Annotated in this window: 14 protein-coding genes, 2 pseudogenes and 1 riboswitch; of the genes and pseudogenes, 12 read left to right on the forward strand and 4 right to left on the reverse strand. The window is 73.5% G+C overall.

Features of this window, described 5'->3' with window-relative positions:
• The first annotated feature begins 20 nt into the window (after positions 1-20).
• Both ACFV8H_RS08640 and ACFV8H_RS08645 read left to right on the forward strand, forming a co-directional pair.
• On the forward strand, positions 21-2,669 hold the full coding sequence (locus ACFV8H_RS08640) for an SUKH-4 family immunity protein (protein WP_380397620.1): 2,649 nt from the start codon (positions 21-23) through the stop codon (positions 2,667-2,669).
• 265 nt (positions 2,670-2,934) lie between these two features.
• Positions 2,935-4,419 (forward strand): hypothetical protein, encoded by a 1,485-nt coding sequence (locus ACFV8H_RS08645; RefSeq protein ID WP_380397622.1) that lies wholly within the window; start codon positions 2,935-2,937, stop codon positions 4,417-4,419.
• Between the two features lie 3 nt (positions 4,420-4,422).
• Here the strand turns inward: ACFV8H_RS08645 and ACFV8H_RS08650 are convergent, their stop codons facing one another.
• On the reverse strand, positions 4,423-5,139 hold the full coding sequence (locus tag ACFV8H_RS08650; protein WP_380397624.1) for a hypothetical protein: 717 nt from the start codon (positions 5,137-5,139) through the stop codon (positions 4,423-4,425).
• A 425-nt stretch (positions 5,140-5,564) separates the two neighbouring features.
• Between ACFV8H_RS08650 and ACFV8H_RS08655 the strand changes: the two genes are divergently transcribed.
• The 3 genes from ACFV8H_RS08655 to ACFV8H_RS08665 all read left to right on the forward strand — a co-directional run bounded on the left by ACFV8H_RS08655 (position 5,565) and on the right by ACFV8H_RS08665 (position 11,274).
• The gene (locus ACFV8H_RS08655) at positions 5,565-5,885 is read left to right on the forward strand and encodes a beta/gamma crystallin domain-containing protein (protein WP_380397626.1); all 321 of its coding nucleotides are present in this window, start codon (positions 5,565-5,567) and stop codon (positions 5,883-5,885) included.
• Between the two features lie 575 nt (positions 5,886-6,460).
• Positions 6,461-10,090 (forward strand): transcription-repair coupling factor, encoded by a 3,630-nt coding sequence (gene mfd / locus ACFV8H_RS08660; protein ID WP_380397627.1) that lies wholly within the window; start codon positions 6,461-6,463, stop codon positions 10,088-10,090.
• Between the two features lie 146 nt (positions 10,091-10,236).
• Positions 10,237-11,274 (forward strand): MazG family protein, encoded by a 1,038-nt coding sequence (locus ACFV8H_RS08665; RefSeq protein ID WP_380397629.1) that lies wholly within the window; start codon positions 10,237-10,239, stop codon positions 11,272-11,274.
• Between the two features lie 19 nt (positions 11,275-11,293).
• Here ACFV8H_RS08665 and ACFV8H_RS08670 read toward each other — a convergent pair whose 3' ends face one another.
• A complete protein-coding gene (locus tag ACFV8H_RS08670; protein WP_375884505.1) occupies positions 11,294-11,719 on the reverse strand; it encodes an SDR family NAD(P)-dependent oxidoreductase in 426 nt (141 codons plus the stop codon).
• A gap of 302 nt (positions 11,720-12,021) precedes the next feature.
• On the opposite strand from ACFV8H_RS08670, the gene ACFV8H_RS08675 reads away from it, so the two are divergent.
• The 7 genes and pseudogenes from ACFV8H_RS08675 to ACFV8H_RS08705 all read left to right on the forward strand — a co-directional run bounded on the left by ACFV8H_RS08675 (position 12,022) and on the right by ACFV8H_RS08705 (position 20,124).
• Positions 12,022-13,338 (forward strand): cytochrome P450, encoded by a 1,317-nt coding sequence (locus ACFV8H_RS08675; protein ID WP_380397631.1) that lies wholly within the window; start codon positions 12,022-12,024, stop codon positions 13,336-13,338.
• Positions 13,339-13,547: 209 nt separating this feature from the next.
• Positions 13,548-13,718, forward strand: a riboswitch (cyclic di-AMP (ydaO/yuaA leader).
• A 1-nt stretch (position 13,719) separates the two neighbouring features.
• Entirely contained in the window at positions 13,720-14,505 is a 786-nt protein-coding gene (locus ACFV8H_RS08680; protein WP_380397633.1) for a transglycosylase family protein, read from the forward strand.
• Positions 14,506-14,799: 294 nt separating this feature from the next.
• Positions 14,800-16,086, forward strand: coding sequence for a phosphopyruvate hydratase (gene eno, locus ACFV8H_RS08685; RefSeq protein WP_375884514.1), 1,287 nt, complete (start codon positions 14,800-14,802; stop codon positions 16,084-16,086).
• A gap of 163 nt (positions 16,087-16,249) precedes the next feature.
• The gene (locus ACFV8H_RS08690; protein ID WP_380397635.1) at positions 16,250-16,729 is read left to right on the forward strand and encodes a septum formation initiator family protein; all 480 of its coding nucleotides are present in this window, start codon (positions 16,250-16,252) and stop codon (positions 16,727-16,729) included.
• Positions 16,701-17,237, forward strand: a pseudogene (locus ACFV8H_RS08695) (DUF501 domain-containing protein); the annotation flags it as partial. The gene ACFV8H_RS08690 and the pseudogene ACFV8H_RS08695, both read left to right, overlap by 29 nt.
• Positions 17,238-17,386: 149 nt before the next feature.
• The gene (locus ACFV8H_RS08700; RefSeq protein ID WP_380397637.1) at positions 17,387-18,328 is read left to right on the forward strand and encodes an exopolyphosphatase; all 942 of its coding nucleotides are present in this window, start codon (positions 17,387-17,389) and stop codon (positions 18,326-18,328) included.
• A 428-nt stretch (positions 18,329-18,756) separates the two neighbouring features.
• A complete protein-coding gene (locus tag ACFV8H_RS08705; protein WP_350509113.1) occupies positions 18,757-20,124 on the forward strand; it encodes an NAD(P)/FAD-dependent oxidoreductase in 1,368 nt (455 codons plus the stop codon).
• A gap of 238 nt (positions 20,125-20,362) precedes the next feature.
• On the opposite strand, the gene ACFV8H_RS08710 is transcribed toward ACFV8H_RS08705, so the two are convergent.
• Positions 20,363-22,918, reverse strand: a complete 2,556-nt coding sequence (locus ACFV8H_RS08710) for an ABC transporter permease (RefSeq protein ID WP_380397639.1) — start codon at positions 22,916-22,918, stop codon at positions 20,363-20,365.
• Between the two features lie 44 nt (positions 22,919-22,962).
• Positions 22,963-23,144: pseudogene (locus ACFV8H_RS08715) on the reverse strand (ABC transporter ATP-binding protein); the annotation flags it as partial.

Consider the following 23,144-nt stretch of genomic DNA (forward strand, 5'->3'; position numbering starts at 1 on the left):
GGGACAGGGGTGAACCGGGCGTGGTGACGTACGCGCAGGCGCAGGAGCTCGCCGAGGAGTGGGTCAACGGCGGGGTGCCGCACGGGCAGCAGCGCGAGGTGCGGGTCCGGGAGTTCGACCTCGGCTTCGTCTGCTGGGCGGTCTCGCCCGCGGACACGGCGGGCGGGCCCGCCGCCGGTGCCGACGGCGGGGCGGGTGCGGGCGGGGCGCGGCTGGTGATCGCCCGCGACTCGGGCGCCAGCACGCTGTGGCCCGCGCTGCCCGTCAACGAGGTGGTCCGGCAGTTCGAGGAGGTGTACGGGCGGCCGGTCGCGGCCAACCCGGCCGGGGCGGCGAAGCCCGCACCGGGGCCGGTGGAGGCGACCTCCTTCCTGCTCAGCCCGCCGCAGTGGCTGCAGGAGGCGGGGGCGGCGGCGATCGCGGCGGAGGCCGAGAAGCTGGGGGGTGCCGCGGCTCCGGCTCCGGCCCCGGCTGTCGCGCCCGCGCCTGCCGACGTGCCGCCCGCATCGCTGCCGCCCGCGCCCGTACCGGTCACGCCCGTACCGGTCACGCCCGTACCGGTCACGCCCGTACCGCCCGCGCCCGCCGTGCTGACCGAGCCGCCGGTCTCCGCGCGGCCCGCCGGGGACGCGCCGACCATGCTCGCGCCGCCGCCCGGCGAGGACCCGTTCGCCGCCCCGCTGCCGCCGAGCGCCTCGACGCCGCCGCCCGCGCCGGTCGCGCCGGTCGCGGCCGAGGCGGCGACCGTGCTGATGCCGGAGGGTCTGCGCACCTCCGGTTCGGACCTGCCCGAGGCGCCCGCCCCGGCCGGGGCCGAGGCCGCGACGATGCTGATGCCCCCGGGCGGCGGCCACGGCCTGCCGCCAGTCGGTGCCCAGGCGCCGGTCGCCCCGGCCCAGGCCCCGGCCGCGCCGCCCGTCGCCCCGCCCGCTCCGGTTCCGGCCCCGGTGCCCGCCCCGGCCGCCGAGCCGGCGCCGACGCTGCTCGCGCCGCCGGACGCCCTGCCGGGCCTGATGGGCCTGCCCGGCGCCCCGGCGACCCCGCCCGCCGCCCCGGTGGAGCAGGCGCCCACCATGCTGGCCTCGCCCGGCGGGCTGGCCGGCCTGCCCGGCGCCCCCGGCCCGGCCGCCCCGCCCGCGGCCCCGCCGGCCCAGGGCGGCGGTCTCGGCCGCGGCCCGGGTTCGGCCCCGCCGCCGCCCCCGCCGGCCGCGCTGCGCGGCGCTCCGGGCGGACCGTCCGGTGCCTCCGGCTCGGGCGGGCTGGGCCGCAACCCCGGCTCCGCCCCGCCGCCGCCCCCGCCCGCCGGGCTGCGGCAGACCCCGGGGTCGGGCACGCCCGCCGCCGCTGCGGGCGGCCGGTCGGGCGGTTCGGTCCCGCCGCCCCCGCCGCCGGCGGGCCTGCGCTCCGGTGACGCCCCGGCTCCCGCGCCGCAGGGCGGGCCCGCCCCGGTCGCCGCCGGTGTGGCGTACGAGGCGACCCAGCTGGCGAGCGCGATCGACCCCGCGCTGCTCGGCGGCCCGGCGGACCCGGGCACCCCGCCGTCCGGCGGCCCGGCCGTCCCGCCGCCGCCCGGCGGCCCGGCGGCTCCGGCCGCGCCCGCGGCGGGGTACGGCTACCCGAACGCGGGTGCCGCGCCCGGCGTCGTCCCGCCGACCCCGGTCACCGGCCCGCCGCCGGGCGCGCCGGTGCCGCCCGGGGTGCCCGCGGTGGGCCCGGGCTACTTCGCGGCGCTCAGCTACCGGGGCCCGGACGGCTCGGAGCAGAAGCTGCTGCACCGCAGCGAGCCGGGCACCCCGCACCCGGAGTGGAAGATCCTCCAGGACCTGCGGCGGCTGAACGTGCCGCCGGAGCAGGTGCTGGAGCTCTACACCGAGCTGGAATCGTGTGATCTGCCCGGCGGCTACTGCAACCGCATGATCGCGGCCTCCTGGCCGAACGTGCGGCTGACCCACACCGCCCCGTACGGCCGCGACCACGCCTCCCGGCAGGCCGGGATGGCCGAGCTGCTGGACCACCTGGACGAGCTGCACCAGCTGGCCTCCGGTGCCCAGCGGGTCCGCCCGTTCCGGGTTCCGCTGCCCGCGCCGGGGACGGTCCAGGCGCTGCCGCCGGCGCCGCCCCAGCAGCTCGCCCAGGAGCTGGGGACGGCCTTCGGCCAGAACCTGTTCCGCTACGAGCAGCGCGCCGTCTCCCGCCAGGGCGTGCCGGAGCCGGTGTCGCAGACGCTGACGTGGGCCGGGCTACCGCGCGACTTCGGGCCGTTCTTCTGGGCCCAGGCGCAGGAGGGCCGGCCGATCCCGACGCTGGCCGAGCTGGCCGCCGAGCGCGGCCTGCAGCAGGGCCCGGACTTCGGCGGCTACCTGGTGCTCGGCAACGACTACGGCCGTCAGCTGTGCGTCCAGTACGGCACCGCGAACGTGGTCGCCGTGGACGTCGACGGAACCGGCCAGCCACCGCGCTTCGTCAACACCGGTGTACCGGAGTTCGTCCGCGCGCTGGCCCTGCTGGGCCGGATGTGGCGGCTGCGGTACGGGCTGACGCCGGAGCAGGCCGGTCGCTGGACGACCGACTTCCAGGCCCAGCTCGCCGCGATCGACCCGGCGGCCCTGCAGACCGCGGACACTTGGTGGGCCGTACTGCTGGAGCAGTTCTGGGACGGCCTGCTGTAGCGGACCGTCGCGGATCCTCGCAGGTGGGAGGGGTCGTTCCGGTGTCCGGAACGACCCCTTCGGCATGCCCCGGCAGCTGTGCCTCGTTGGGGTTTCGTCCGGATCTGCGCAAAATAGGTCAAGAGGATGGGTCTTATCGTCCCGTCCTCGACACATTCCGGTCCGCACGACGACCGGATTCGGCCCCGGTGTCCCAACCGGTTCCGGATCCGTCCAGTCCGTCCGATCATGGGCTCCGCAGCCCGCGAAACGAGGGGAAGAGCCCATGAGCGACGCCGTCCCCCAGTACGGCTTCACCCAGGCCCGGCGCGGCTACGCGCCCGAGCAGGTCGACCGGGCGCTGGTCGCCCTGACCGCACAACGTGACGAGGCCTGGGAGCGGCTGAGCGTCCTGGGAGCCGGGATCCGGCAGATGGAGACCAGGCTCGACGACATCTGCCAGGCCGCCGAGGAGGCCCCGGAGCCGGACTACGAAGTGCTCAGCGAGCAGGCCGCCGGCCTGGCCGAGATGGCCCGGAACGAGGCCCGCGCCGTCAAGGAGAAGGCCGAGCGCTTCGCCGAGGACCTGCGGGACGAGGTCTACGAGGCCGGCCAGGAGGCCGACAAGGCCGCCAAGGAGTACGCCACCACCACCCGCTCCGAGGCCGACGCCGCCGCCCGCCGCACCGACGAGCGCACCCGCGCCGAGGCCGAGGGCATCCGCGCCGACGCCGACCGGGAGAGCCGCGCCGCCCGGGACGGCGCCACCGCCTACGCCGCCAAGGTCCGGGTGGCCGCCGCCGAGGCCAGCGAGCACGCCGAGGCCGAGCTGGCCACCAGGCGCCGCAAGGCCGACGAGACGTTCGCCGAGGCCCAGGCCAAGGCCGACGCCGAGGACGCCGAGGTCTCCGCGACGGCCGAGCGCCGGGTCAAGGAGGCCGAGCAGCACCGGGAGACGGTGCTGAACCGGATCAAGCAGCTGGAGACCGACGCCCAGGCCAAGGCCGACCAGCTGGTCGAGAAGGCCCGCCGGGAGGCCGAGAAGATCAACGCGGAGAGCGAGCGCGAGCAGCAGGCCTTCGACGCCCGGCTGGAGACGGTGCAGCAGCACCTGGACCACATCAAGGCGACGCTGGCCTCGCTCACCGGCGCGGCGGTCGGGCAGATCGAGCCCGAGCGGCTGGCCGCGGCCGCCGCCGGGGCCGCCGCGGCTGCCGCGGCCGAACCGGTGGCCGCGGTCGTGGACGCGGTGGCGGACAAGGTGGCGGACACGGCTCCGGTCGACTCGGAGGCGGACACCGGGGAGATCCCGCTGCCGGACCTGCGCAGCGCCGCGACCCCGGCCGACGGGCCGGCCGGCGCTCCCGCCGGTGCCCCACCGGCTGCCCCCGCCGACGCTCCCGGCGGTTCCCGGCCCAGCGGTGCCCGGCCCGGTGCGACGGCGCTGCTGCGGCAGCCGGTGGTCGGCGGCGCCGTGGCGGCCAGGACCGCCGATGCCAGGACCGTCGAAGCCAAGCCCGCCGAGGCCAAGCCTGCCGAGGCCGGGGGCGCCGTCGACCCGGTGGTGACCGGTCCGGTCGTCCCGGCCGCGGTGCCGCCGAAGCCCGCCACGCCGCCCGGGCCCGTGGCCGACGTGGACGCGGCGGAGGGCGTGAACGGTGTGGCGGGTGCCGCGGGCGCCGAGGAGACCCGGGTCATTCCGAAGATCATCATTGTGGACGACGGCGCCGGTTACGCACCCCCCAACACGGTGTCCTACCGCCGCAAGTAGTCCTCAGCCGCCCTCGCCCGCGATCAGCCGGGCGAGCTTCGCGTCCTGGGCCCTGACCGCCTCCTGCTGGGCGGTCAGGGCCTGTGCGTTGTGGTCGATCAGCTGCCGCTGGTAGCCGGCCAGCACGGCGAACCAGAGGCCGGCCAGGCCGGAGCGGGCGGTGCAGTCCGCGTCGGCGCGGGCGGCGGCCAGCTCGGCCGCGGTGGGCTCCGGCGAGGTCGAGTACCCGTGCGCCAGCTCCTCGGGGGTGGTGGTCCGGAATCCGGCGGCCGTCATGCAGGCGGTCCACTGCCCGGTGGCCGCCACCACCCGGGCGTCCCGGGCGGTGGCCGTCGTCGACTCCTGGAACAGCCGGTCGACCAGTCGGCTGCCCGCCGCCGGCGGCGAGCCGATCCGTTCGGCGGCCTGCCGGTCGCAGTCCACCCGGGCGCCGTCGTAGGCCTCGCCGGAACCGGCCGGGGCGGGGTCCGGCCGGGGGGCCGTCCGCCGGGGCGGGTGGAAGCCCAGGGTGGCGGCGGCCTCCGCGCCGAGGTAGCCCCAGGCGCCGGCCGGCAGCGCGGTCGCGTTGTCCGGTGGCTGTGCGGCCTGCAGCCCGTCCCCGGTGAACGCGGCGAAGCCGGCCCGGTGCATGCACGAGACGATCAGCGCGTTCCGGGCCTGGATCTCCTTGACCGCGGACCGGTCGTCGGCCTGATAAGCGGAAAGCGGAAGTCCGGTCAATCCGCCCCGGCCGGATTCCGGAGCGGCTGTGGAACCGAGTACCGGCGGGGTCGGCGCGAAATCGTCGGAGGCCTTTCCGGAGTCGCTCGAACAGCCCGCGGACAATACCGAAAGGGTGGCCGTGAGGGTGACGGCGGTGAATCGTCCGAATCGGGCGGGAGGTGCCAAGCTTCTGCTCCGATCCTCAAGCGCGGCAGGCGTGTTGGGACCATAGCTCATTTCGTCCGGGTACGTTCCCCGGTCGCCGGGCGGAGCCCGGCTTGGCTGGAAAACACCTGTGCGCTGCGGGCCCGCCGTGCAAATCTCGGGAACCCGGCCGTTGTCGACGGAGCCGTTGTCGAGGGAGGGGTTACATGATTCGCCGCACCGATCCCCGCTCTACCGTTCGGAACGGAATTGGCAAGGCCCGTCGCGTCGGCGTTCTGGTGGTTCTCACGGCCGCCGCCGCGACCCTGCTGCCGACGACCGCGGCGCGGGCCGTGGAACGGGTCGACTGCGGGAACCGGGACGATTTCGCGAAGGTCTGGAACTACGGCTACAGCGGGCAGCTCTGCTTCGCGAACGACGGCTGGATGTCCCTGCGGGTCTACAACGTCGACCGGATCGACGCGGGCAACAACAAGGTCATCACCTATCTGGGCGGCGGACTCGGCTCCTGGACCGTCTTCACCTGGGAGCGCTACGACTTCAACGCCAACCAGGGCCGCCAGGTGATGATGTACGACATCAACCTGTCCCGCTGGTAGGGCCGGAGCGGCCGGAGCCGGCGGGCGGAACGCGAAGAGGCCGAGACCCGTGGCGCCCTCCAGGAAAGGGCGCCACGGTTCCCGGCGCTTGGGCGGGCGCCCCCACCCAGGGTCGCCCGGCCTCGCACCTCCGACCCCCATCGGGGGTGCGACAGTGCCGCCACAGCCATCCCCCACGGTTGGGTGCGGCGGGCACATTCACCATGGTGCGCGATCTCCATGGACGGCCAGTGACAGGAGTATGTCCAGTTCGTGGCGGATGGCGGAGCCCGGTCGGGGCCGGCGCCCGAGCGGTTCGTCCACCGGTCGGCCCGGTGTTCCGTCCAGTGGTTCGCCTGCGGTCGTGTCCCTGACAGGAGCTGGAAGGCGGGCCCTCGCAGCCGCCGGATCACCCCCGCGCGGCCGGTCGCCCGGGCGGCGCGGCCCCGCCGGGCTCGTACGCCGCGTGCCCGTCCGTGCCGCGGCGTAGGCTGGAGACCCCCGGCCGCTCGGCGTGCCGGGCCGTTCGCGTTGCCCCGGTGGGCCGTTCGCCGCCCGGAGGCAGCACCAGCCACGGCACGAAGAAGAGACCCCAGATGAGTCTGACCGGACTGCTCGATGTCGTCGCGCGGGACGCGGCGCTCGCCGAGGCGATCGAGGCGGCCACCGCCATCGGAGCCGCGGCCGGCGGCCGCCGGCACCTGGACCTGGTCGGACCGCCCGCGGCCCGGCCGTTCGCCGTCGCCGCGCTGGCCCGCGCGCTGGCCGGCCGGGCGGCCGGCGAGCGGGGCCGTCCGGTGCTGGCCGTCACCGCGACCGGGCGGGAGGCCGAGGACCTGGCCGCCTCGCTGCGCTCGCTGCTGCCCGCCGACGCGGTCGCCGAGTACCCCGCCTGGGAGACCCTGCCGCACGAGCGGCTGTCGCCCCGCTCGGACACCGTCGGCCGCCGGCTGGCCGTGCTGCGCCGGATCGTGCACCCGCGGGCGGACGACCCGGCGGCCGGTCCGGTGCAGGTGATCGTCGCCCCGGTCCGCTCGGTGCTCCAGCCGCAGGTGAAGGGGCTGGCCGAGCTGGAGCCGGTGGCCGTCCGGCGCGGGGAGACGCACGACCTGGAGGAGATCGCCCGCGGGCTCGCCGCGGCCGCCTACGCGCGGGTCGAACTGGTCGAGAAGCGCGGCGAGTTCGCCGTCCGCGGCGGCATCCTGGACGTCTTCCCGCCGACCGAGGAGCACCCGCTGCGGGTGGAGTTCTGGGGCGACGAGGTCGAGGAGATCCGCTACTTCAAGGTCGCCGACCAGCGCTCGCTGGAGATCGCCGAGCACGGCCTGTGGGCGCCGCCCTGCCGGGAGCTGCTGCTGACCGACCAGGTGCGTGCCCGGGCCGCCGAACTGTCGGCCCAGCAGCCCGGGTTGGCGGAGATCCTGGACAGGATCGCGGAGGGCATCGCGGTCGAGGGCATGGAGTCGCTGGCACCCGTGCTGGTGGACGACATGGAGCTGCTGCTCGACGTGCTGCCGCTCGGCTCGGTCACGGTGGTCTGCGACCCGGAGCGGGTCCGGACCAGGGCGGCCGACCTGGTGGCCACCAGCCAGGAGTTCCTCCAGGCCTCCTGGGTCGCGGCGGCCGCCGGCGGCGACCGGCCGATCGACCTGGAGGCCATCGACGTCTCCGCGGCCTCGCTGCGCTCGCTCGCCGAGGTGCGCGAGCACGCCGACGAGATCGGCCTGCCCTGGTGGTCCGTCAGCCCGTTCGCGACCAGCGAGTCGACGGTCGACGGCATCCTGGAGTTCGACGTCAACACCCTGACCCTCGGCATGCACGCTGTCGAGGCCTACCGGGGCGACACCGCCCGGGCGATCGCCGACGCCAAGGAGCGGCTGGCCGCCGACTGGCGGGTCGTCATGGTGACCGAGGGCCACGGCCCGGCCTCCCGGCTGGCCGAGGTGCTCGGCAACGAGGGCATCCCGGCCCGGCTGGTCGCCGACCTCGCCGAGGCGCCCACCCGGGACGTCGTGTACGTCTCCTGCGGCTCCATCGAGCACGGCTTCGTGGACGAGCGGCTCAAGCTCACCGTCATCACCGAGACCGACCTGTCCGGCCAGAAGTCCTCCACCAAGGACATGCGCCGGATGCCGTCCCGGCGCCGCAACGCGATCGACCCGCTGGCCCTGGCGGCCGGCGACTACGTGGTGCACGAGGCGCACGGCGTCGGCCGGTACGTCGAGATGGTGCAGCGCACCGTCCAGGGCGCCACCCGCGAGTACCTGGTGCTGGAGTACGCCCCCGCCAAGCGCGGCCACCCCGGCGACCGGCTGTTCGTGCCGACCGACCAGCTCGACCAGGTCACCAAGTACGTCGGCGGCGAGGCCCCGACGCTGCACCGGCTCGGCGGCGCGGACTGGGCCAAGACCAAGCAGCGGGCCAAGAAGGCGGTCAAGGAGATCGCCGCCGACCTGATCAAGCTGTACTCGGCCCGGATGGCCGCCCCCGGCCACACCTTCGGCCCGGACACCCCGTGGCAGCGCGAGCTGGAGGACGCCTTCCCGTACGCGGAGACGCCGGACCAGCTGACCACCATCGCCGAGGTCAAGTCGGACATGGAGAAGTCCGTCCCGATGGACCGGCTGATCTGCGGCGACGTCGGCTACGGCAAGACCGAGATCGCGGTGCGGGCCGCGTTCAAGGCGGTGCAGGACGGCAAGCAGGTCGCCGTGCTGGTCCCGACCACCCTGCTGGTGCAGCAGCACTTCTCCACCTTCGCCGAGCGGTACGCCAACTTCCCGGTCACCGTGAAGGCGCTGTCCCGCTTCCAGACCGACAGCGAGGCCAAGGCCGTCCTGGAGGGGCTGTTCGAGGGCTCGGTGGACGTCGTCATCGGCACCCACCGGCTGTTCTCCTCGGAGACCAGGTTCAAGGACCTCGGTCTGGTCATCGTCGACGAGGAGCAGCGCTTCGGCGTCGAGCACAAGGAGCAGTTGAAGAAGCTGCGCGCCAACGTGGACGTGCTCACCATGTCCGCGACGCCGATCCCGCGCACCCTGGAGATGGCCGTCACCGGCATCCGCGAGATGTCCACCATCACCACCCCGCCGGAGGAGCGGCACCCGGTGCTGACCTTCGTCGGGCCGTACGACGAGAAGCAGATCTCGGCCGCGATCCGGCGTGAACTCCTGCGCGAGGGCCAGGTGTTCTACATCCACAACCGGGTCGAGTCGATCGACAAGGCGGCCGCCCGGCTCAAGGACCTCGTCCCCGAGGCGCGGATCGCCACCGCGCACGGGCAGATGGGGGAGAACCAGCTGGAGAAGGTCGTCGTCGACTTCTGGGAGAAGGAGTTCGACGTCCTGGTGTCGACCACGATCGTGGAGTCCGGCATCGACATCTCCAACGCCAACACCCTGATCGTCGAGCGCGGCGACACCTTCGGCCTGTCGCAGCTGCACCAGCTGCGCGGCCGGGTCGGGCGCGGGCGCGAGCGCGGCTACGCGTACATGCTGTACCCGCCGGAGAAGCCGCTCACCGAGACGGCCCACGAGCGGCTGGCCACCATCGCCCAGCACACCGAGATGGGCGCCGGCATGTACGTCGCCATGAAGGACCTGGAGATCCGCGGCGCCGGCAACCTGCTCGGCGGCGAGCAGTCCGGGCACATCGCGGGCGTCGGTTTCGACCTCTACATGCGGATGGTCGGCGAGGCGGTGGCCGAGTTCCGCGAGTCGCTGGCGAACGGCGGCGAGCCGGAGGAGGAGCCGCTGGAGGTGAAGATCGAGCTGCCGGTCGACGCCCACGTGCCGCACGACTACGCCCCCGGTGAGCGGCTGCGGCTGCAGGCCTACCGCTCGATCGCGGCGGTCAACTCGGAGGCGGACATCCAGCAGGTCCGGGACGAGCTGGCGGACCGCTACGGGAAGCTGCCCGAGCCGGTCGAGAACCTGCTGATGGTCGCCGGCCTGCGGCTGTACGCCCGCCGCTGCGGGATCTCGGACATCACCCTCCAGGGCTCCAACGTCCGCTTCGGCCCGGTGGAGCTGCGGGAGTCCCAGCAGCTGCGGCTGAACCGGCTCTACCCGCGCAGCCAGGTCAAGGCGGCGGCCCAGCAGCTCCTGGTGCCCCGGCCGAGCACCGGCCGGATCGGCGGCAAGCCGCTGGTCGGGCGCGAACTGCTCGGCTGGTGCACCGAGTTCCTGTCGGCCATGTTCGACGACCTGGCGGGGACGAAGAAGTAGCCCCCGGCGGCCGGCGGCGTTCAGGTCGGCGGCCGGCCACGGCGGTTCACAGCGGTTCACGGCGGTTCCGGGCCCGGCCCGGGGCCGCCGTTCGGCTGTCGGCCACCGGCCGGGCCCGGGGTGCCCGCGGCGGGTAGGTTCGAGGGGTGACGACGAATGCTGTGCCGACGGACGCTCCGGGCGCGAAGTTGATCCTGCTGACCACCACCCACCGGGTGGCCCCCGGCCTGCTGGCGTGGCCGGCCTGGGAGGCGCTGCGGTCGGCCGGGCGGGTGCTGGTGGGGGACGAGGGGCACCCGCAGGTGCCGGCCGTGCGGCAGGCCGGGGTGGCGGTGGAGGTGGCGCCGGCCGGGTCGGCGCCGGCGCTGGCGCGGCTGCTGACCGGGCAGCCGGCCGGGGCGGGGGCGACGGTGTGGCTGGGCGGCCCGGACGGGGACCCGGGGCTGACGGACGCGCTGGCCCGGCTCGCGGTGGAGCACGCCGGGGAGGTGCCGGAGATCGAGGTGCTGCCCGGCTCGTACGACCTGCCGGGGGCGCGGCTGCTGGACCTCGCCTCGGTGATGGACCGGCTGCGCTCGCCGGGCGGCTGCCCGTGGGACGCCGAGCAGACCCACGAGAGCCTGGTGAAGTACCTGGTCGAGGAGGCCTACGAGCTGGTCGAGGCGATCGAGGAGGGGGACCGGGACGCGCTGCGCGAGGAGCTGGGCGACGTGCTGTTCCAGGTGTTCTTCCACGCCCGGGTCGCGCAGGAGCACCCGACCGATCCGTTCACGATCGACGACGTGGCCGGGGACATGGTCGAGAAGCTGCTGTACCGGCACCCGCACGTGTTCGGGGACGTCGAGGTGGCGGGCGCCGACGAGGCGGAGGCGAACTGGGAGCAGTTGAAGGCGGCCGAGAAGGCGGACCGGGAGTCCGTCCTGGACGGTGTGCCGGCCGGGCTGCCGGCGCTGGCGTACGCGGCGAAGCTGGTGTCCCGGGTGCGCCGGGCGGGCTTCGCGGGGGTGCCGGACGAGCCGTACGAGCTGCCGCGGGAGCTGACCGCCGAGGCGGCGGGCCGGCTGCTGCTGGCGGTGGCGCAGCGGGCGCACGACGCCGGGGTGGACGTGGACGCGGCGCTGCGCTCGGCCGCGCGCGGCTACCGGGACGCGGTGCGCGCGGCCGAGGGGCTCCGGCCGGAGTAGACCCCGGTGGCGGGGCGGCTCAGGCCGCCGTCGCCGTGCGCTCGGTGGCGCACCGCTGCGGCGGGACGAGCTCGCCGATCGCCTCGCCGATCAGGACGACCAGTTCGGCGAGGCGCTCCAGGTCGAGGTGGGCGGGCAGGTCGGCGAGGGAGACGATCCGCTCGCCCCTCGGCCCCGCCACGCAGAAGAGGTCGATCGGACCGAAGTGCTTCTCGGCGGTGTCGACCAGCGCGGCGACGTCGCTGGGCCGGCGGATGTCGCCGGAGACGCCGACCACGGGGCAGCCCGGCCGGTCGAGTTCGGAGGCGAGGTCCTCGGCGATGCCGACGTGGGTGTCGGCGATCAGCATCCCGGCGGTGCCGGCCGCGGTGAACCGGCGGGCGAGGTCGGCCCCCGAACCGCCCGCGAGTACCGCGATGACGACGACTGCTCCGCTGACCGTCATTGGTCCAGCTCCTCCCTGCGGGCGACACCGCACCGGCGCCCGCGCGTACTTCGGAGGATCGTAGGCAGGTCCTGACCCTCCGCAACAGGGATTACCCCTCAGGTGACCAGGCTCACGCCTGCCGCCCGGCCAAGAGCTGGCCAAGGCCCGTCCACGCACCGTCCACGGGCCGTCCACGGAGTGTCGGCGTTCCGCTCGCGCACCGGTCACGGACGGTTCGCGCGGCGGTGGCCTCCGGCCGGCCGCGGGGGCGCGTGCGCCGGTGGTCCGGGCCCCTCCGGTCCAGCGGTTACGGTCGACCCATGCCAGCTCAGCCCGAGGGCGCCCAGCCCGCCGCCCAGCCCGACCCGCAGCTCTTCACCTGGGAGTTCGCCGCCGACCCGTACCCCGCCTACGCCTGGCTGCGCGAGCACGCCCCGGTGCACCGCACCACGCTGCCGAGCGGGGTGGAGGCCTGGCTGGTGACGCGCTACGCGGACGCCCGGCAGGCGCTCGCGGACGGCCGGCTCTCGAAGAACCCGGCGCACCACAGCGGGCAGGCGCACCGCACCGGCCGGGTGGGCATCCCGGGGGAGCGGCAGGCGGACCTGATGACCCACCTGCTGAACATCGACCCGCCGGACCACACCCGGCTGCGCCGCCTGGTGTCGAAGGCGTTCACGCCGCGCCGGGTGGCGGAGTTCGAGCCGCGGGTGCAGCAGCTCACCGACCGGCTGATCGACGGCTTCGCGCAGCGCGGTTCGGCGGACCTGATCCACGAGTTCGCGTTCCCGCTCCCCATCTACGCGATCTGCGACATGCTCGGCGTTCCCTCCGAGGACCAGGACGACTTCCGGGACTGGGCCGGAATGATGCTGCGACACACGAAGCCGGGCCACGGCGGTGGCCAACGCGGCGGCGTGGGGCGGGCGGTGAAGCAGATCCGCGCATACCTGCTGGAGCTGATCCACCGCAAGCGGGCGGACCTCGGGGACGACCTGATCTCCGGCCTGATCCGGGCGAGCGACCACGGCGAGCACCTGACCGAGAACGAGGCCGCCGCGATGGCCTTCATCCTCCTCTTCGCCGGGTTCGAGACGACGGTGAACCTGATCGGCAACGGGACGTACGCGCTGCTGCGCAATCCCGGGCAGCGGGCCCTGCTGCAGGAGTCGGTGGCCCGCGGCGAGACCGCGCTGCTGGAGACCGGGATCGAGGAACTCCTGCGCTACGACGGGCCGGTGGAGCTGGCGACCTGGCGGTTCGCGACCAGTGCGCTGACCATCGGCGGGGTGGAGATCCCGGTCGGGGATCCGGTGCTGGTGGTGCTGGCGGCGGCGGACCGCGATCCGGCCAGGTTCTCCGACGAGAACACCCTCGACCTGGCCCGGAGCGACAACCCGCACCTGGGGTTCGGGCACGGCATCCACTACTGCATCGGAGCTCCGCTGGCCCGGCTGGAGGGGCGGTCCGCGCTGGCCACGCTGCTTTCCCGGCTGCCGGATCTGCGACTGGCCGAAAGCCCGGAGAATCTGCGCTGGCGGGGTGGCCTGATCATGCGTGGATTGCGCGAACTTCCGGTCGAATTCAGTCCGGAGCCCCGGTCGCCGCACAGTCGTCCTGAGGCCACGACACGCTGACGAAGCATCCGGAACCGGCCACCGAGGGTGGTGTGAACAGCCATCAAACCGGACAAAGCCCCGCCGTTGGTAGGCGATCGAACACGGGCCGTAATTCTTGTGTGATGTCGGTGATATGAGCTTGTGATTCGTCTGAGGATCTGTCTAGTCTCCGTGGAGTTCGCAGCTGCGGACCTCGTGCGCGGACGCCGAATCCTGCCCGCCGCGTCACGGGAAACCGACCAGAACCCTGGGCAGGGGCGGGGGAACCAGGTTTGTTGCCGTTCCTCCACGGCTTGGGGTGAAGCCGCCCGCGCGGAGTCGATTCCGCAGACGGCGGCCGGGCCACCTCCCGGTCCGAACCCGACAGCTCACCTCGCAGGCGTGCGGAGAGGGACCTTCATGCTGTTCGTTGGAACCGGCCGTCATCGCCGTCGCACCCAGGCCGAGAAGGCCATCGCCGTCGCCGGTGTGGCCGGCGTCGGACTCGCACTGCCGCTCCTCTCCGCCACCGGCGCCTCCGCCGCCCCGGCCTCCGTCTGGGACTCCGTCGCCCAGTGCGAGAGCGGCGGCAACTGGAGCATCAACACCGGCAACGGCTTCTCCGGCGGCCTCCAGTTCACCCCCAGCACCTGGAAGGCGTACGGCGGCACCGCGTACGCGGCGCAGGCCAACCAGGCCAGCAAGGGGCAGCAGATCGCCGTCGCCGAGAAGGTCCTCGCCTCGCAGGGCCCCGGCGCCTGGCCGGTCTGCTCCCAGAAGGCGGGCCTGAGCAAGGGCGGCGCCCCGGCCGAGGTGGACACCTCCTCGGACGCCAAGCCGCAGAAGCAGCAGGCCCAGAAGCAGCAGGCGCCCAAGCAGCAGGCCCCCAAGGCCGCCGCCAAGCCCGCCCAGCCGAAGCCGGTCCAGCAGTACGCGCCGAAGCACGCCGCGCCGAAGCAGGCCGAGCAGCCCGCCGCCCCGTCGGCGCAGCAGTACGCCCCCAAGCACGCCGCCCCGCGGGCCGCCCAGGCCCCGGCCGCCACGACCGGCCACGACTACACCGTCCGGGACGGTGACACCCTGTCGGGCATCGCCACCGCCCAGGGCGTGTCCGGCGGCTGGCAGGCGCTCTACGACGGCAACCGCACCACGGTCGGCGGCAACCCGGACATGATCGTGCCCGGCCAGGTCCTGCACCTGGGCTGAGCCGGACCGTTCCACGGCGAACGACACGCTGGACACGTAGGGGGCCGCGCCCGGCGGCCCCCTACGTCCGCGTTCGCCCGCCCCGGTGGGACGCCCCGGTGGGACGCACCGGTGGGACGCACCGGGACGAGCAGGTGAACTACCGGTGGGTAGCCGGGCCACACGGTGAGACGCAGCCCGGGCCGACGTGGCCCCGGGAGCCCGGGCGGTTAGGCTCTGGTCGTAACGACTCCGCAATCGTCCGGCCGACAGCACCACCCGCAGCCGGACCCTGCTTCCGCAAGGAGATGCTTCGTGCCGTCCATCGATGTCGTCGTAGCCCGTGAAATCCTCGACTCCCGCGGCAACCCCACGGTCGAGGTCGAGGTCGGCCTCGACGACGGCAGCACGGGTCGTGCCGCTGTTCCGTCGGGTGCCTCGACCGGCGCCTTCGAGGCGCTCGAACTGCGCGACGGCGACAAGAACCGCTACTTCGGCAAGGGCGTGGAGAAGGCCGTCCTGGCCGTCATCGAGCAGATCGGCCCCGAGCTGGTCGGCTACGACGCCACCGAGCAGCGCCTGATCGACCAGGCCATGCTCGACCTGGACGCCACCCCGGACAAGTCCTCGCTCGGCGCCAACGCCATCCTGGGCGTCTCGCTGGCCGTCGCGCACGCCGCCTCCGAGGCCAGCGACCTGCCGCTGTTCCGCTACCTGGGCGGCCCGAACGCCCACGTCCTGCCGGTCCCGATGATGAACATCCTCAACGGCGGCTCGCACGCGGACTCCAACGTCGACATCCAGGAGTTCATGATCGCTCCGATCGGCGCGGAGTCCTTCTCCGAGGCCGTCCGCTGGGGCGTCGAGGTCTACCACACCCTCAAGGGCGTGCTGAAGGAGCGCGGCCTGTCCACCGGCCTCGGCGACGAGGGCGGCTTCGCGCCGAACCTGGACAGCAACCGCGAGGCCCTGGACCTCATCACCGAGGCCATCCAGAAGGCCGGCTACGTGCCCGGCCGCGACATCGCGCTGGCCCTGGACGTCGCCGCCTCCGAGTTCTTCCAGGACGGCGCCTACCAGTTCGAGGGCAAGGCCCTGTCGGCCGCCGAGCTCATCGAGTACTACGCCGAGCTGGTCGCCTCCTACCCGCTGGTCTCCATCGAGGACCCGCTGGACGAGTCGGACTGGGACGGCTGGAAGGCCATGACCGTCAAGCTGGGCGACAAGGTCCAGCTGGTCGGCGACGACCTGTTCGTCACCAACCCGGCCCGCCTGGCCAAGGGCATCGAGACCGGCACCGCCAACGCGCTGCTGGTGAAGGTGAACCAGATCGGCTCGCTGACCGAGACCCTGGACGCCGTCGAGCTGGCCCAGCGCAACGGCTACCGCTGCATGATGTCGCACCGCTCCGGCGAGACCGAGGACGTCACCATCGCCGACCTGGCCGTCGCCACCAACTGCGGCCAGATCAAGACCGGTGCCCCGGCCCGCTCCGAGCGCGTCGCCAAGTACAACCAGCTGCTGCGCATCGAGGAGATCCTCGACGACGCCGCCGAGTACGCCGGCCGCGGCGCCTTCCCGCGGTTCAAGCACGAGGGCTGAGCGCGCCCGGGCCGGGCGGCGTCCGGCCCTGATCCCGGGGGCCCGAGGCCCCCGGTAGCGCACGCCTGACCGGTGCCCCGCCGCTCACCCCGTAGGGTGGACGGCGGGGCACCGTCGCGACCAGGAGGGGATACGGGAGATGGCTGGCTGGAGGATCCCGGGCTTGGCGGCCCGGCCTCGGTTCACGAGCCGGGCGACCGTCCTCGTCCTGGTGCTCTGCTCGCTGGTGGCGATCCTGGCCTACCCCACGCGGCAGTTCATCTCCCAGCGCGCCGAGATCTCCGCCCAGCGGGCGAAGGCCGACCACGCGCGCCAGCAGGTCGACCAGCTGCGCCGGGACAAGGCGCGCTGGCAGGACCCGGAGTACGTCAAGGCGCAGGCCCGCGCCCGGCTGCACTACGCGGTGCCGGGGGAGACCCCGTACATCGCGGTGGACCCGGCCGGTCCGGCCGCCCGGCCCTCCGCGCCGGCCGGTTCGGCCACCGCCGCCGACGCGGCCGCCGGCCCGGCGAAGGCCGACAAGCCCTGGTACACCAGCATCTGGGACTCGGTGGACGCCGCCGACACCGTCGCGCTGGCCCCCGCCGCACCCCGTCCGCTCCCCCCGTCCTCCGTTGGAGACCCCACCCCCCATGACCACTGAGAACCACCCCGCCGTCTCCGACGCCGACGTCGCGGCCATCGCCGCCCAGCTCGGCCGGGTGCCGCGCGGCCTGCGCGGTGTGGCGCACCGCTGCCCCTGCGGCAACCCCGACGTCGTGGAGACGGCCCCCCGGCTGCCGGACGGCACGCCGTTCCCGACGCTGTACTACCTGACCTGCCCCAAGGCCGCCTCGCTGATCGGCACCCTGGAGGCGGAGGGCGTGATGAAGGACCAGACGGCTCGGCTCGCCGAGGACCCGGAGCTGGCCGCCGCCTACCAGAAGGCGCACGAGGACTACATCGCCCGGCGCGACGCGATCGAGGTGCTGGAGGGCTTCCCGAGCGCCGGCGGCATGCCGGACCGGGTGAAGTGCCTGCACGTGCTGGTCGGCCACTCGCTGGCGGCCGGAGAGGGCGTCAACCCGCTCGGCGACGAGGCGATCGGCATGCTGGAGGACTGGTGGGCCAAGGGCCCGTGCGTCTCCCCGGCGGAGGTCGAGGCGGCCGGTGACCGGGTGCTGCGCAACCGTGCCAAGGACCAGGACCACGAGGCCGTGATCGCGGCCAAGCAGCAGAAGACCGCCGAGCGGGCCGCGAAGAAGCTCGCAGCCGAGGACGGCACGGCGGGGCAGGACGCGACGGCGGAGCAGGAGTCCGAGTGAGCACGACCCGCGTGGCCGCGATCGACTGCGGCACCAACTCGATCCGGCTGCTGGTCGCCGACCTGGACCCGGAGACGGGCGAGATCACCGACCTCGACCGCCGCATGATCATCAACCGGCTGGGCCAGGGCGTGGACCGCACCGGCCGGCTGCACCCGGACGCGCTGGAGCGCACCTTCGCCGCCTGCCGCGAGTACCGGGAAGTCATCGCGGGCTTCGGCGTCGGCCCGGAGCGCACCCGCTTCGTCGCCACCAGCGCCTCCCGGGACGCCGAGAACAGCGACGAGTACGTCAAGGGCGTGCGCGACATCCTGGGCGTCGAGCCGGAGGTGGTGAGCGGCGAGGAGGAGGCGCACCTGTCCTTCGTCGGCGCCACCAAGGAGCTGGCCGGCGGGCCCTTCCCCGCCCCCTACCTGGTCTTCGACCTGGGCGGCGGCTCCACCGAGTTCGTGCTCGGCGGGGCGCAGGTCCAGGCGGCGCGCTCGGTGGACATCGGCTGCGTGCGGCTGACCGAGCGGCACTTCGACGGCGCCGAGCTGCCCTCGCCGGAGCAGATCGCGCAGGCCCGGGCGCACGTGCGGGCCGAGCTGGACAAGGCCGAGGAGGTCGTCCCGCTGACCGGTGCGGCCACCCTGGTGGGCCTGGCCGGGACGGTCACCACGGTGTCCGCGATCGCCCAGGACCTGCCCGCCTACCAGTCGGAGCGGATCCACCACTCCCGGATCAGCCGCGAGCGGGTCGCCGAGATCGCCCGCGAGCTGCTGGCCGCCACCCACGCCGAGCGCGCGGCCATCCCGTCGATGCACCCGGGCCGGGTGGACGTGATCGCGGCGGGCGCGCTGGAACTGCTGGAGATCATGGACCGCACCGGCGCCGCCGAGGTGGTCGTGAGCGAGCACGACATCCTGGACGGCATCGCCTGGAGTACGGCCTCCTGACCGTCCGCAGGCCTTACCCCACCGGCCCCGGCGCCCCTTTCGGGGTGCCGGGGCCGGGGCGCGCCCGGGTGCGTGCGAGAACCTTCGTGAATTTCTTCACATGGCGATCCAGTCTTTCGTCGCACCCCGTGGCCCGCTACGCCCGAATTGTGAGACCGAAGGCCCTTCGGTCGTACGGCCCCTTGGATCGCAGGTCAGGCCTCGTTCAGGGTTTGAAAATCGAAATCACGAGCGGGAACCCGGGCGCTGTACGGATCGTTGCTGCTCAGCCGGGTCGTGCTCCGGCGCACGCTCGCGAGGGGCTCCCGGGGCCCGTGAGCCGGTGCGTCGGGCCGGATTTTGTGGGCGCGCAGTGTAGCACGGGGTGTCCATGAGCTTGTGACCGGGCTCACGAAGGCTGCTCCGGACGGTGCTGGATACTTTCGGATATGAGCACCACGGAGCGTCCTCGCATCCTCATTGTCGGCGGTGGTTACGTCGGCCTGTATGCCGCGATGCGCATCCTCAAGAAGATGCGCTACGGCGAAGCGACCGTCACGGTCGTCGACCCGCGGTCGTACATGACGTACCTGCCCTTCCTCCCCGAGGCGGCCGGCGGCAACGTCGCGCCCCGCAACCTCGTCGCGCCGCTGCGCAAGACCCTCAAGCAGGCGGAGGTGCTGACCGGGTCCGTCACCGGCATCGACCACGCCCGCAAGGTCGCGACCATCCAGCCGGCGGCCGGCGACAGCTACGAGCTGCCCTTCGAGTACCTGGTCGTCGCGACCGGCTCGGTCTCCCGCACCTTCCCGATCCCGGGTCTGGCGGAGAACGGCATCGGCATGAAGACGGTCGAGGAGGCCATCGGCCTCCGCAACCACGTCATGGCCCAGCTCGACAAGGCCGAGTCCACCTCGGACGAGGAGGTCCGCCGCAAGGCCCTGACCTTCGTCGTCATCGGCGGCGGCTTCGCCGGCATCGAGACGGTCGCCGAGGTCGAGGACATGGCCCGCGACGCGGCCAAGCTGTACAAGACCGTCAGCCGCGACGACATGCGCTTCGTCGTCGTCGAGGCGGCCAACCGCATCCTCCCCGAGATGGGCCCGGACCTCGGTCTGTGGACCAAGGAGAAGCTCGAGGAGCGCGACATCGAGGTCTACATCGAGACCTCGATGGACTCCTGCGTCGACGGCCACGTCGTGCTGAAGAACGGCATGGAGATGGACGCCGCCACCATCGTGTGGACGGCCGGCGTGAAGCCGAACCCGGTGCTGGCCAACTTCGGCCTGCCGCTGGGCCCGCGCGGCCACGTCGACACCGCGCCGACCCTCCAGGTCCAGGGCTTCGACTACGTCTGGTCCGCCGGCGACAACGCCCAGGTCCCGGACCTCGCCGCCGGCGAGGGCGCCTGGTGCCCGCCGAACGCCCAGCACGCCTGCCGCCAGGCCGTCGTCCTCGGTGACAACGTGATCTCCGGCATGCGGGGCTTCCCGCAGAAGGAGTACAAGCACAAGAACCTGGGTGCGGTCGCCGGTCTCGGCCTGCACAAGGGCGTGGCGATCCTCTTCGGCAAGTACAAGTTGAAGGGCCGTCCGGCCTGGTGGTTCCACCGCCTGTACCACGGCGCGATGGTCCCGACCTTCAACCGCAAGGTCCGCGTCTTCACCGACTGGACCCTCGCGATGTTCCTCAAGCGCGAGGCGGTCGGCCTCTCCCAGATGGAGAAGCCGCAGCTTCCGATCCAGGAGGTCACGCCGCCCACCAAGCCCGTCGAGGCCGCCAAGCCGGCCGCCGACAAGGAGCTCGCCAGCAAGTAAGCGACTGGACCCCGGTGTGGGAGCGCCGGGGTATGAGTCGGAGGCCCTCCGCCCGGCAGTGTCGCCGGACCACGACCTCCGTGGTGCTCAGCCGGCCGTGCGACCGGGCGGAGTACAGCAGTAGTGGAGCCCCTGCCGAGAACCCTCCGGCAGGGGCTCCTGCCGTGCCCCCGCGGTGCGTGCGCCCGCCCCCGGCCGCGGGTGCGACCGGGGGCGGGCGGAGCCGGCCGACGGGGCGTCAGTCGGTCTTGATGCTCGACAGGATGTCCAGCTTGGCGGCCCGGCGGGCCGGCCAGATCGCGGCCACCAGGCCGACCAGCCCGGCCAGGCCCAGGAAGAGCGCCAGCTGGCCGTACGGCAGGACAGTGGTCAGCCCGCTCAGGCTGGACTTGAGCGTCCCGTTGATCGCCCAGGCGATGAAGCAGCCGAGCAGCAGGCCGATCCCGGCGCCGAAGAGCGAGATCACCACCGACTCCAGCCGGACCATCCGCTTGATGCCGCTCCGGTCCAGGCCGATCGCCCGCAGCATCCCGATCTCGCGCTTGCGCTCGAAGACCGACATGGCCAGCGTGTTGATCACGCCCAGGACGGCGATCAGGACCGCCATGCCCAGCAGGCCGTACATCAGGTTCAGCGCGAAGGTGATGACCTGGCTGAACTGGTCCCGGACGTCCTGCTTGGACTTGACCTCGATCACCGGGTTGGCGCCCGTGGCGTCCTTGATCGACTGCTTGAGCCCGGCGGTGGCGCCGTCCTTGCCCTTGACCAGGACCTGGGGGACGTACGGCTTCGGCTCGTGCTTGGCGATCTCGCTGTTGGCCAGCAGGACCGGGCCGAGCATGCCGCCCTTCTCGTACACGCCGCCGACGGTGAGCTGACCGGTGGAGCCGTCCGGGTAGGAGACCGCCATCGTCGAGCCGGTGGTGACGTTGAACGTGGTGGCGACGTCCTGGTCCACCAGCAGCCGGCCCTGGCCGAGGCCGGCGGTGGAACCGCTGCTCAGCTTGATGTCGACGACCTGCTCCAGGACGGCCGGGTCGAGGCCGGTGATCTCCTTGTAGGTGCCGTTGAGCTTCCAGTCGGTGGAGGTCATCGGCGAGGAGGCGGCGACCCCGGGGGCCTTGGCGATCTGGGCGGGCACCTGCTCGGAGAGGCCCATCCGGTTGGCGGCCGAGACGAGGTAGTCGGCCTTCATCGACTTGGTGACGGCCCGGTCGATGGTGTCCCCGACCGAGGTGCCGATCACGGTCAGACCGGTGACCAGGGTCAGTCCGATGGTGAGCGCGGCGGCGGTGGCCGCGGTGCGGCGCGGGTTGCGCACCGCGTTCTGCTGGGCGAGCTTGCCGGGAGTGCCGCCCAGCCCCCGCAGCAGCGGGCCGACCAGGGCGACCACCGGGCGCGAGAGCAGCGGAAGCAGCACGAACACGCCGATCAGGGCCAGGAAGGCACCCGCGCCGACCGGCATCCGGCCGCTGTCGTTGCCGGTGGAGGCGCCGTAGGCGATCAGCGCCAGGCCGCCGCCGGCGAGCACCGAACCGATGCTGTTGCGGACCACCAGGCTCTTCTGACTGGTCGGCTGGTCGCCGCTGCTCATCGCCGCCACCGGCGCGATCCGGGCGGCCCGCACGGCCGGCAGCAGGGCGGACAGGACCGTCACCAGGACGCCCACCACGAGGGTCACCACGACGGTCATCGGCTTGATCACCAGCGCGCCGCTCGGCATGTTCTCGTCCAGCGAGCCGATCAGCGACTGCATCCCGGCGCCGATCCCGACCCCGGCCAGCAGGCCGGCCGCCGCCGAGACGGTGCCGATCAGCAGCGCCTCGATCAGCACCGAGCGGGTCACCTGCTTGCGGCTCGCGCCGATCGCCCGCAGCAGCGCGAGCTCCTTGGTGCGCTGGGCGACCAGCATGGTGAAGGTGTTGGCGATGATGAAGATGCCGACGAAGAGCGAGATGAAGGCGAAGACCAGCAGCATGGTGCGCATGCTGTCGGTGCCCTTGGTGATCTGCGCCTGCTCGTCCGCCTGCAGCTTGGCGCCCGTCTCGACGTCGAAGTGCTGGGCGGCCGGGAGCTTCGACTCGACCTGGGCGAGCAGCGCGTCCTGGGAGGTGCCGGGCTTGGCGGTGAGCACGACGCTGCTGTAGCGGCCCGGCTCCAGCAGCGTCTGCTGGGCGGTGGCCCGGTCGAACAGGGTGAGGGTGCCGCCGGTGTTGACCACCGGGTCGTCGGTGGTGAAGACGCCGGTGAGCTTCGCCTCGATCACCGGACCGTTGGCGGCCACCCGGACGGTGTCGCCGACCTTGTAGCCCGCCTTGTCGGCGGTCCTGCGGTCGAGGGCGACCTCCTTGGCGTTCTTCGGCCCCTGACCCTCGGTCATCGGGTAGCGCGGGTCCCGGCCGTCCTGGCCCGGGGCGAAGTTGGCGCCCTTGGCCGACCAGACCTGGCCGATCAGGTTGCCCTTCTTGTCGGCGACCCCGGTGAAGCCGCCGGCCACGCCGCGCGCGCTCGCCGTACCGGGCAGGCCGGCCAACTGCTGGACGGTGTCGTCGGTGAGGCCGGCGCCGGCCTCGCTCTTCTGCTTGGCCGAGGCGCCGGCGCCGGCCGCGCGGTCCACGACCTGGACGGCGACGTCCGAGTAGCTCTTGGAGTTGCTGTCCCGCAGGGCCTTGCCGAAGGTGTCGGAGAAGACCATGGTGCCGGCGACGAAGGCGGTGCCGAGCATGACGGCCAGCGCCGTCATCAGCAGTCGGCCCTTGTGGGCCAGCACATTGCGCAGTGCGGTGCGATACATGAGGTGTCCTGGGGAGGTTCGAGGGCTTCGGTCGGCTCGGTGGCTCAGCTGGTGCGGCCCTTGGCGTCGAAGCGGCGCATGCGGTCCAGGACGGTGTCGGCGGTGGGGTTGAGGAGTTCGTCGACGATCTTGCCGTCGGCGAGGAAGACGACGCGGTCGGCGTAGGCGGCGGCGACGGGGTCGTGGGTGACCATGACGACGGTCTGGCCGAGTTCGCGTACGGAGT

The organism is Kitasatospora sp. NPDC059827 (assembly GCF_042731675.1).
In the GTDB taxonomy this organism is placed as follows: domain Bacteria; phylum Actinomycetota; class Actinomycetes; order Streptomycetales; family Streptomycetaceae; genus Kitasatospora.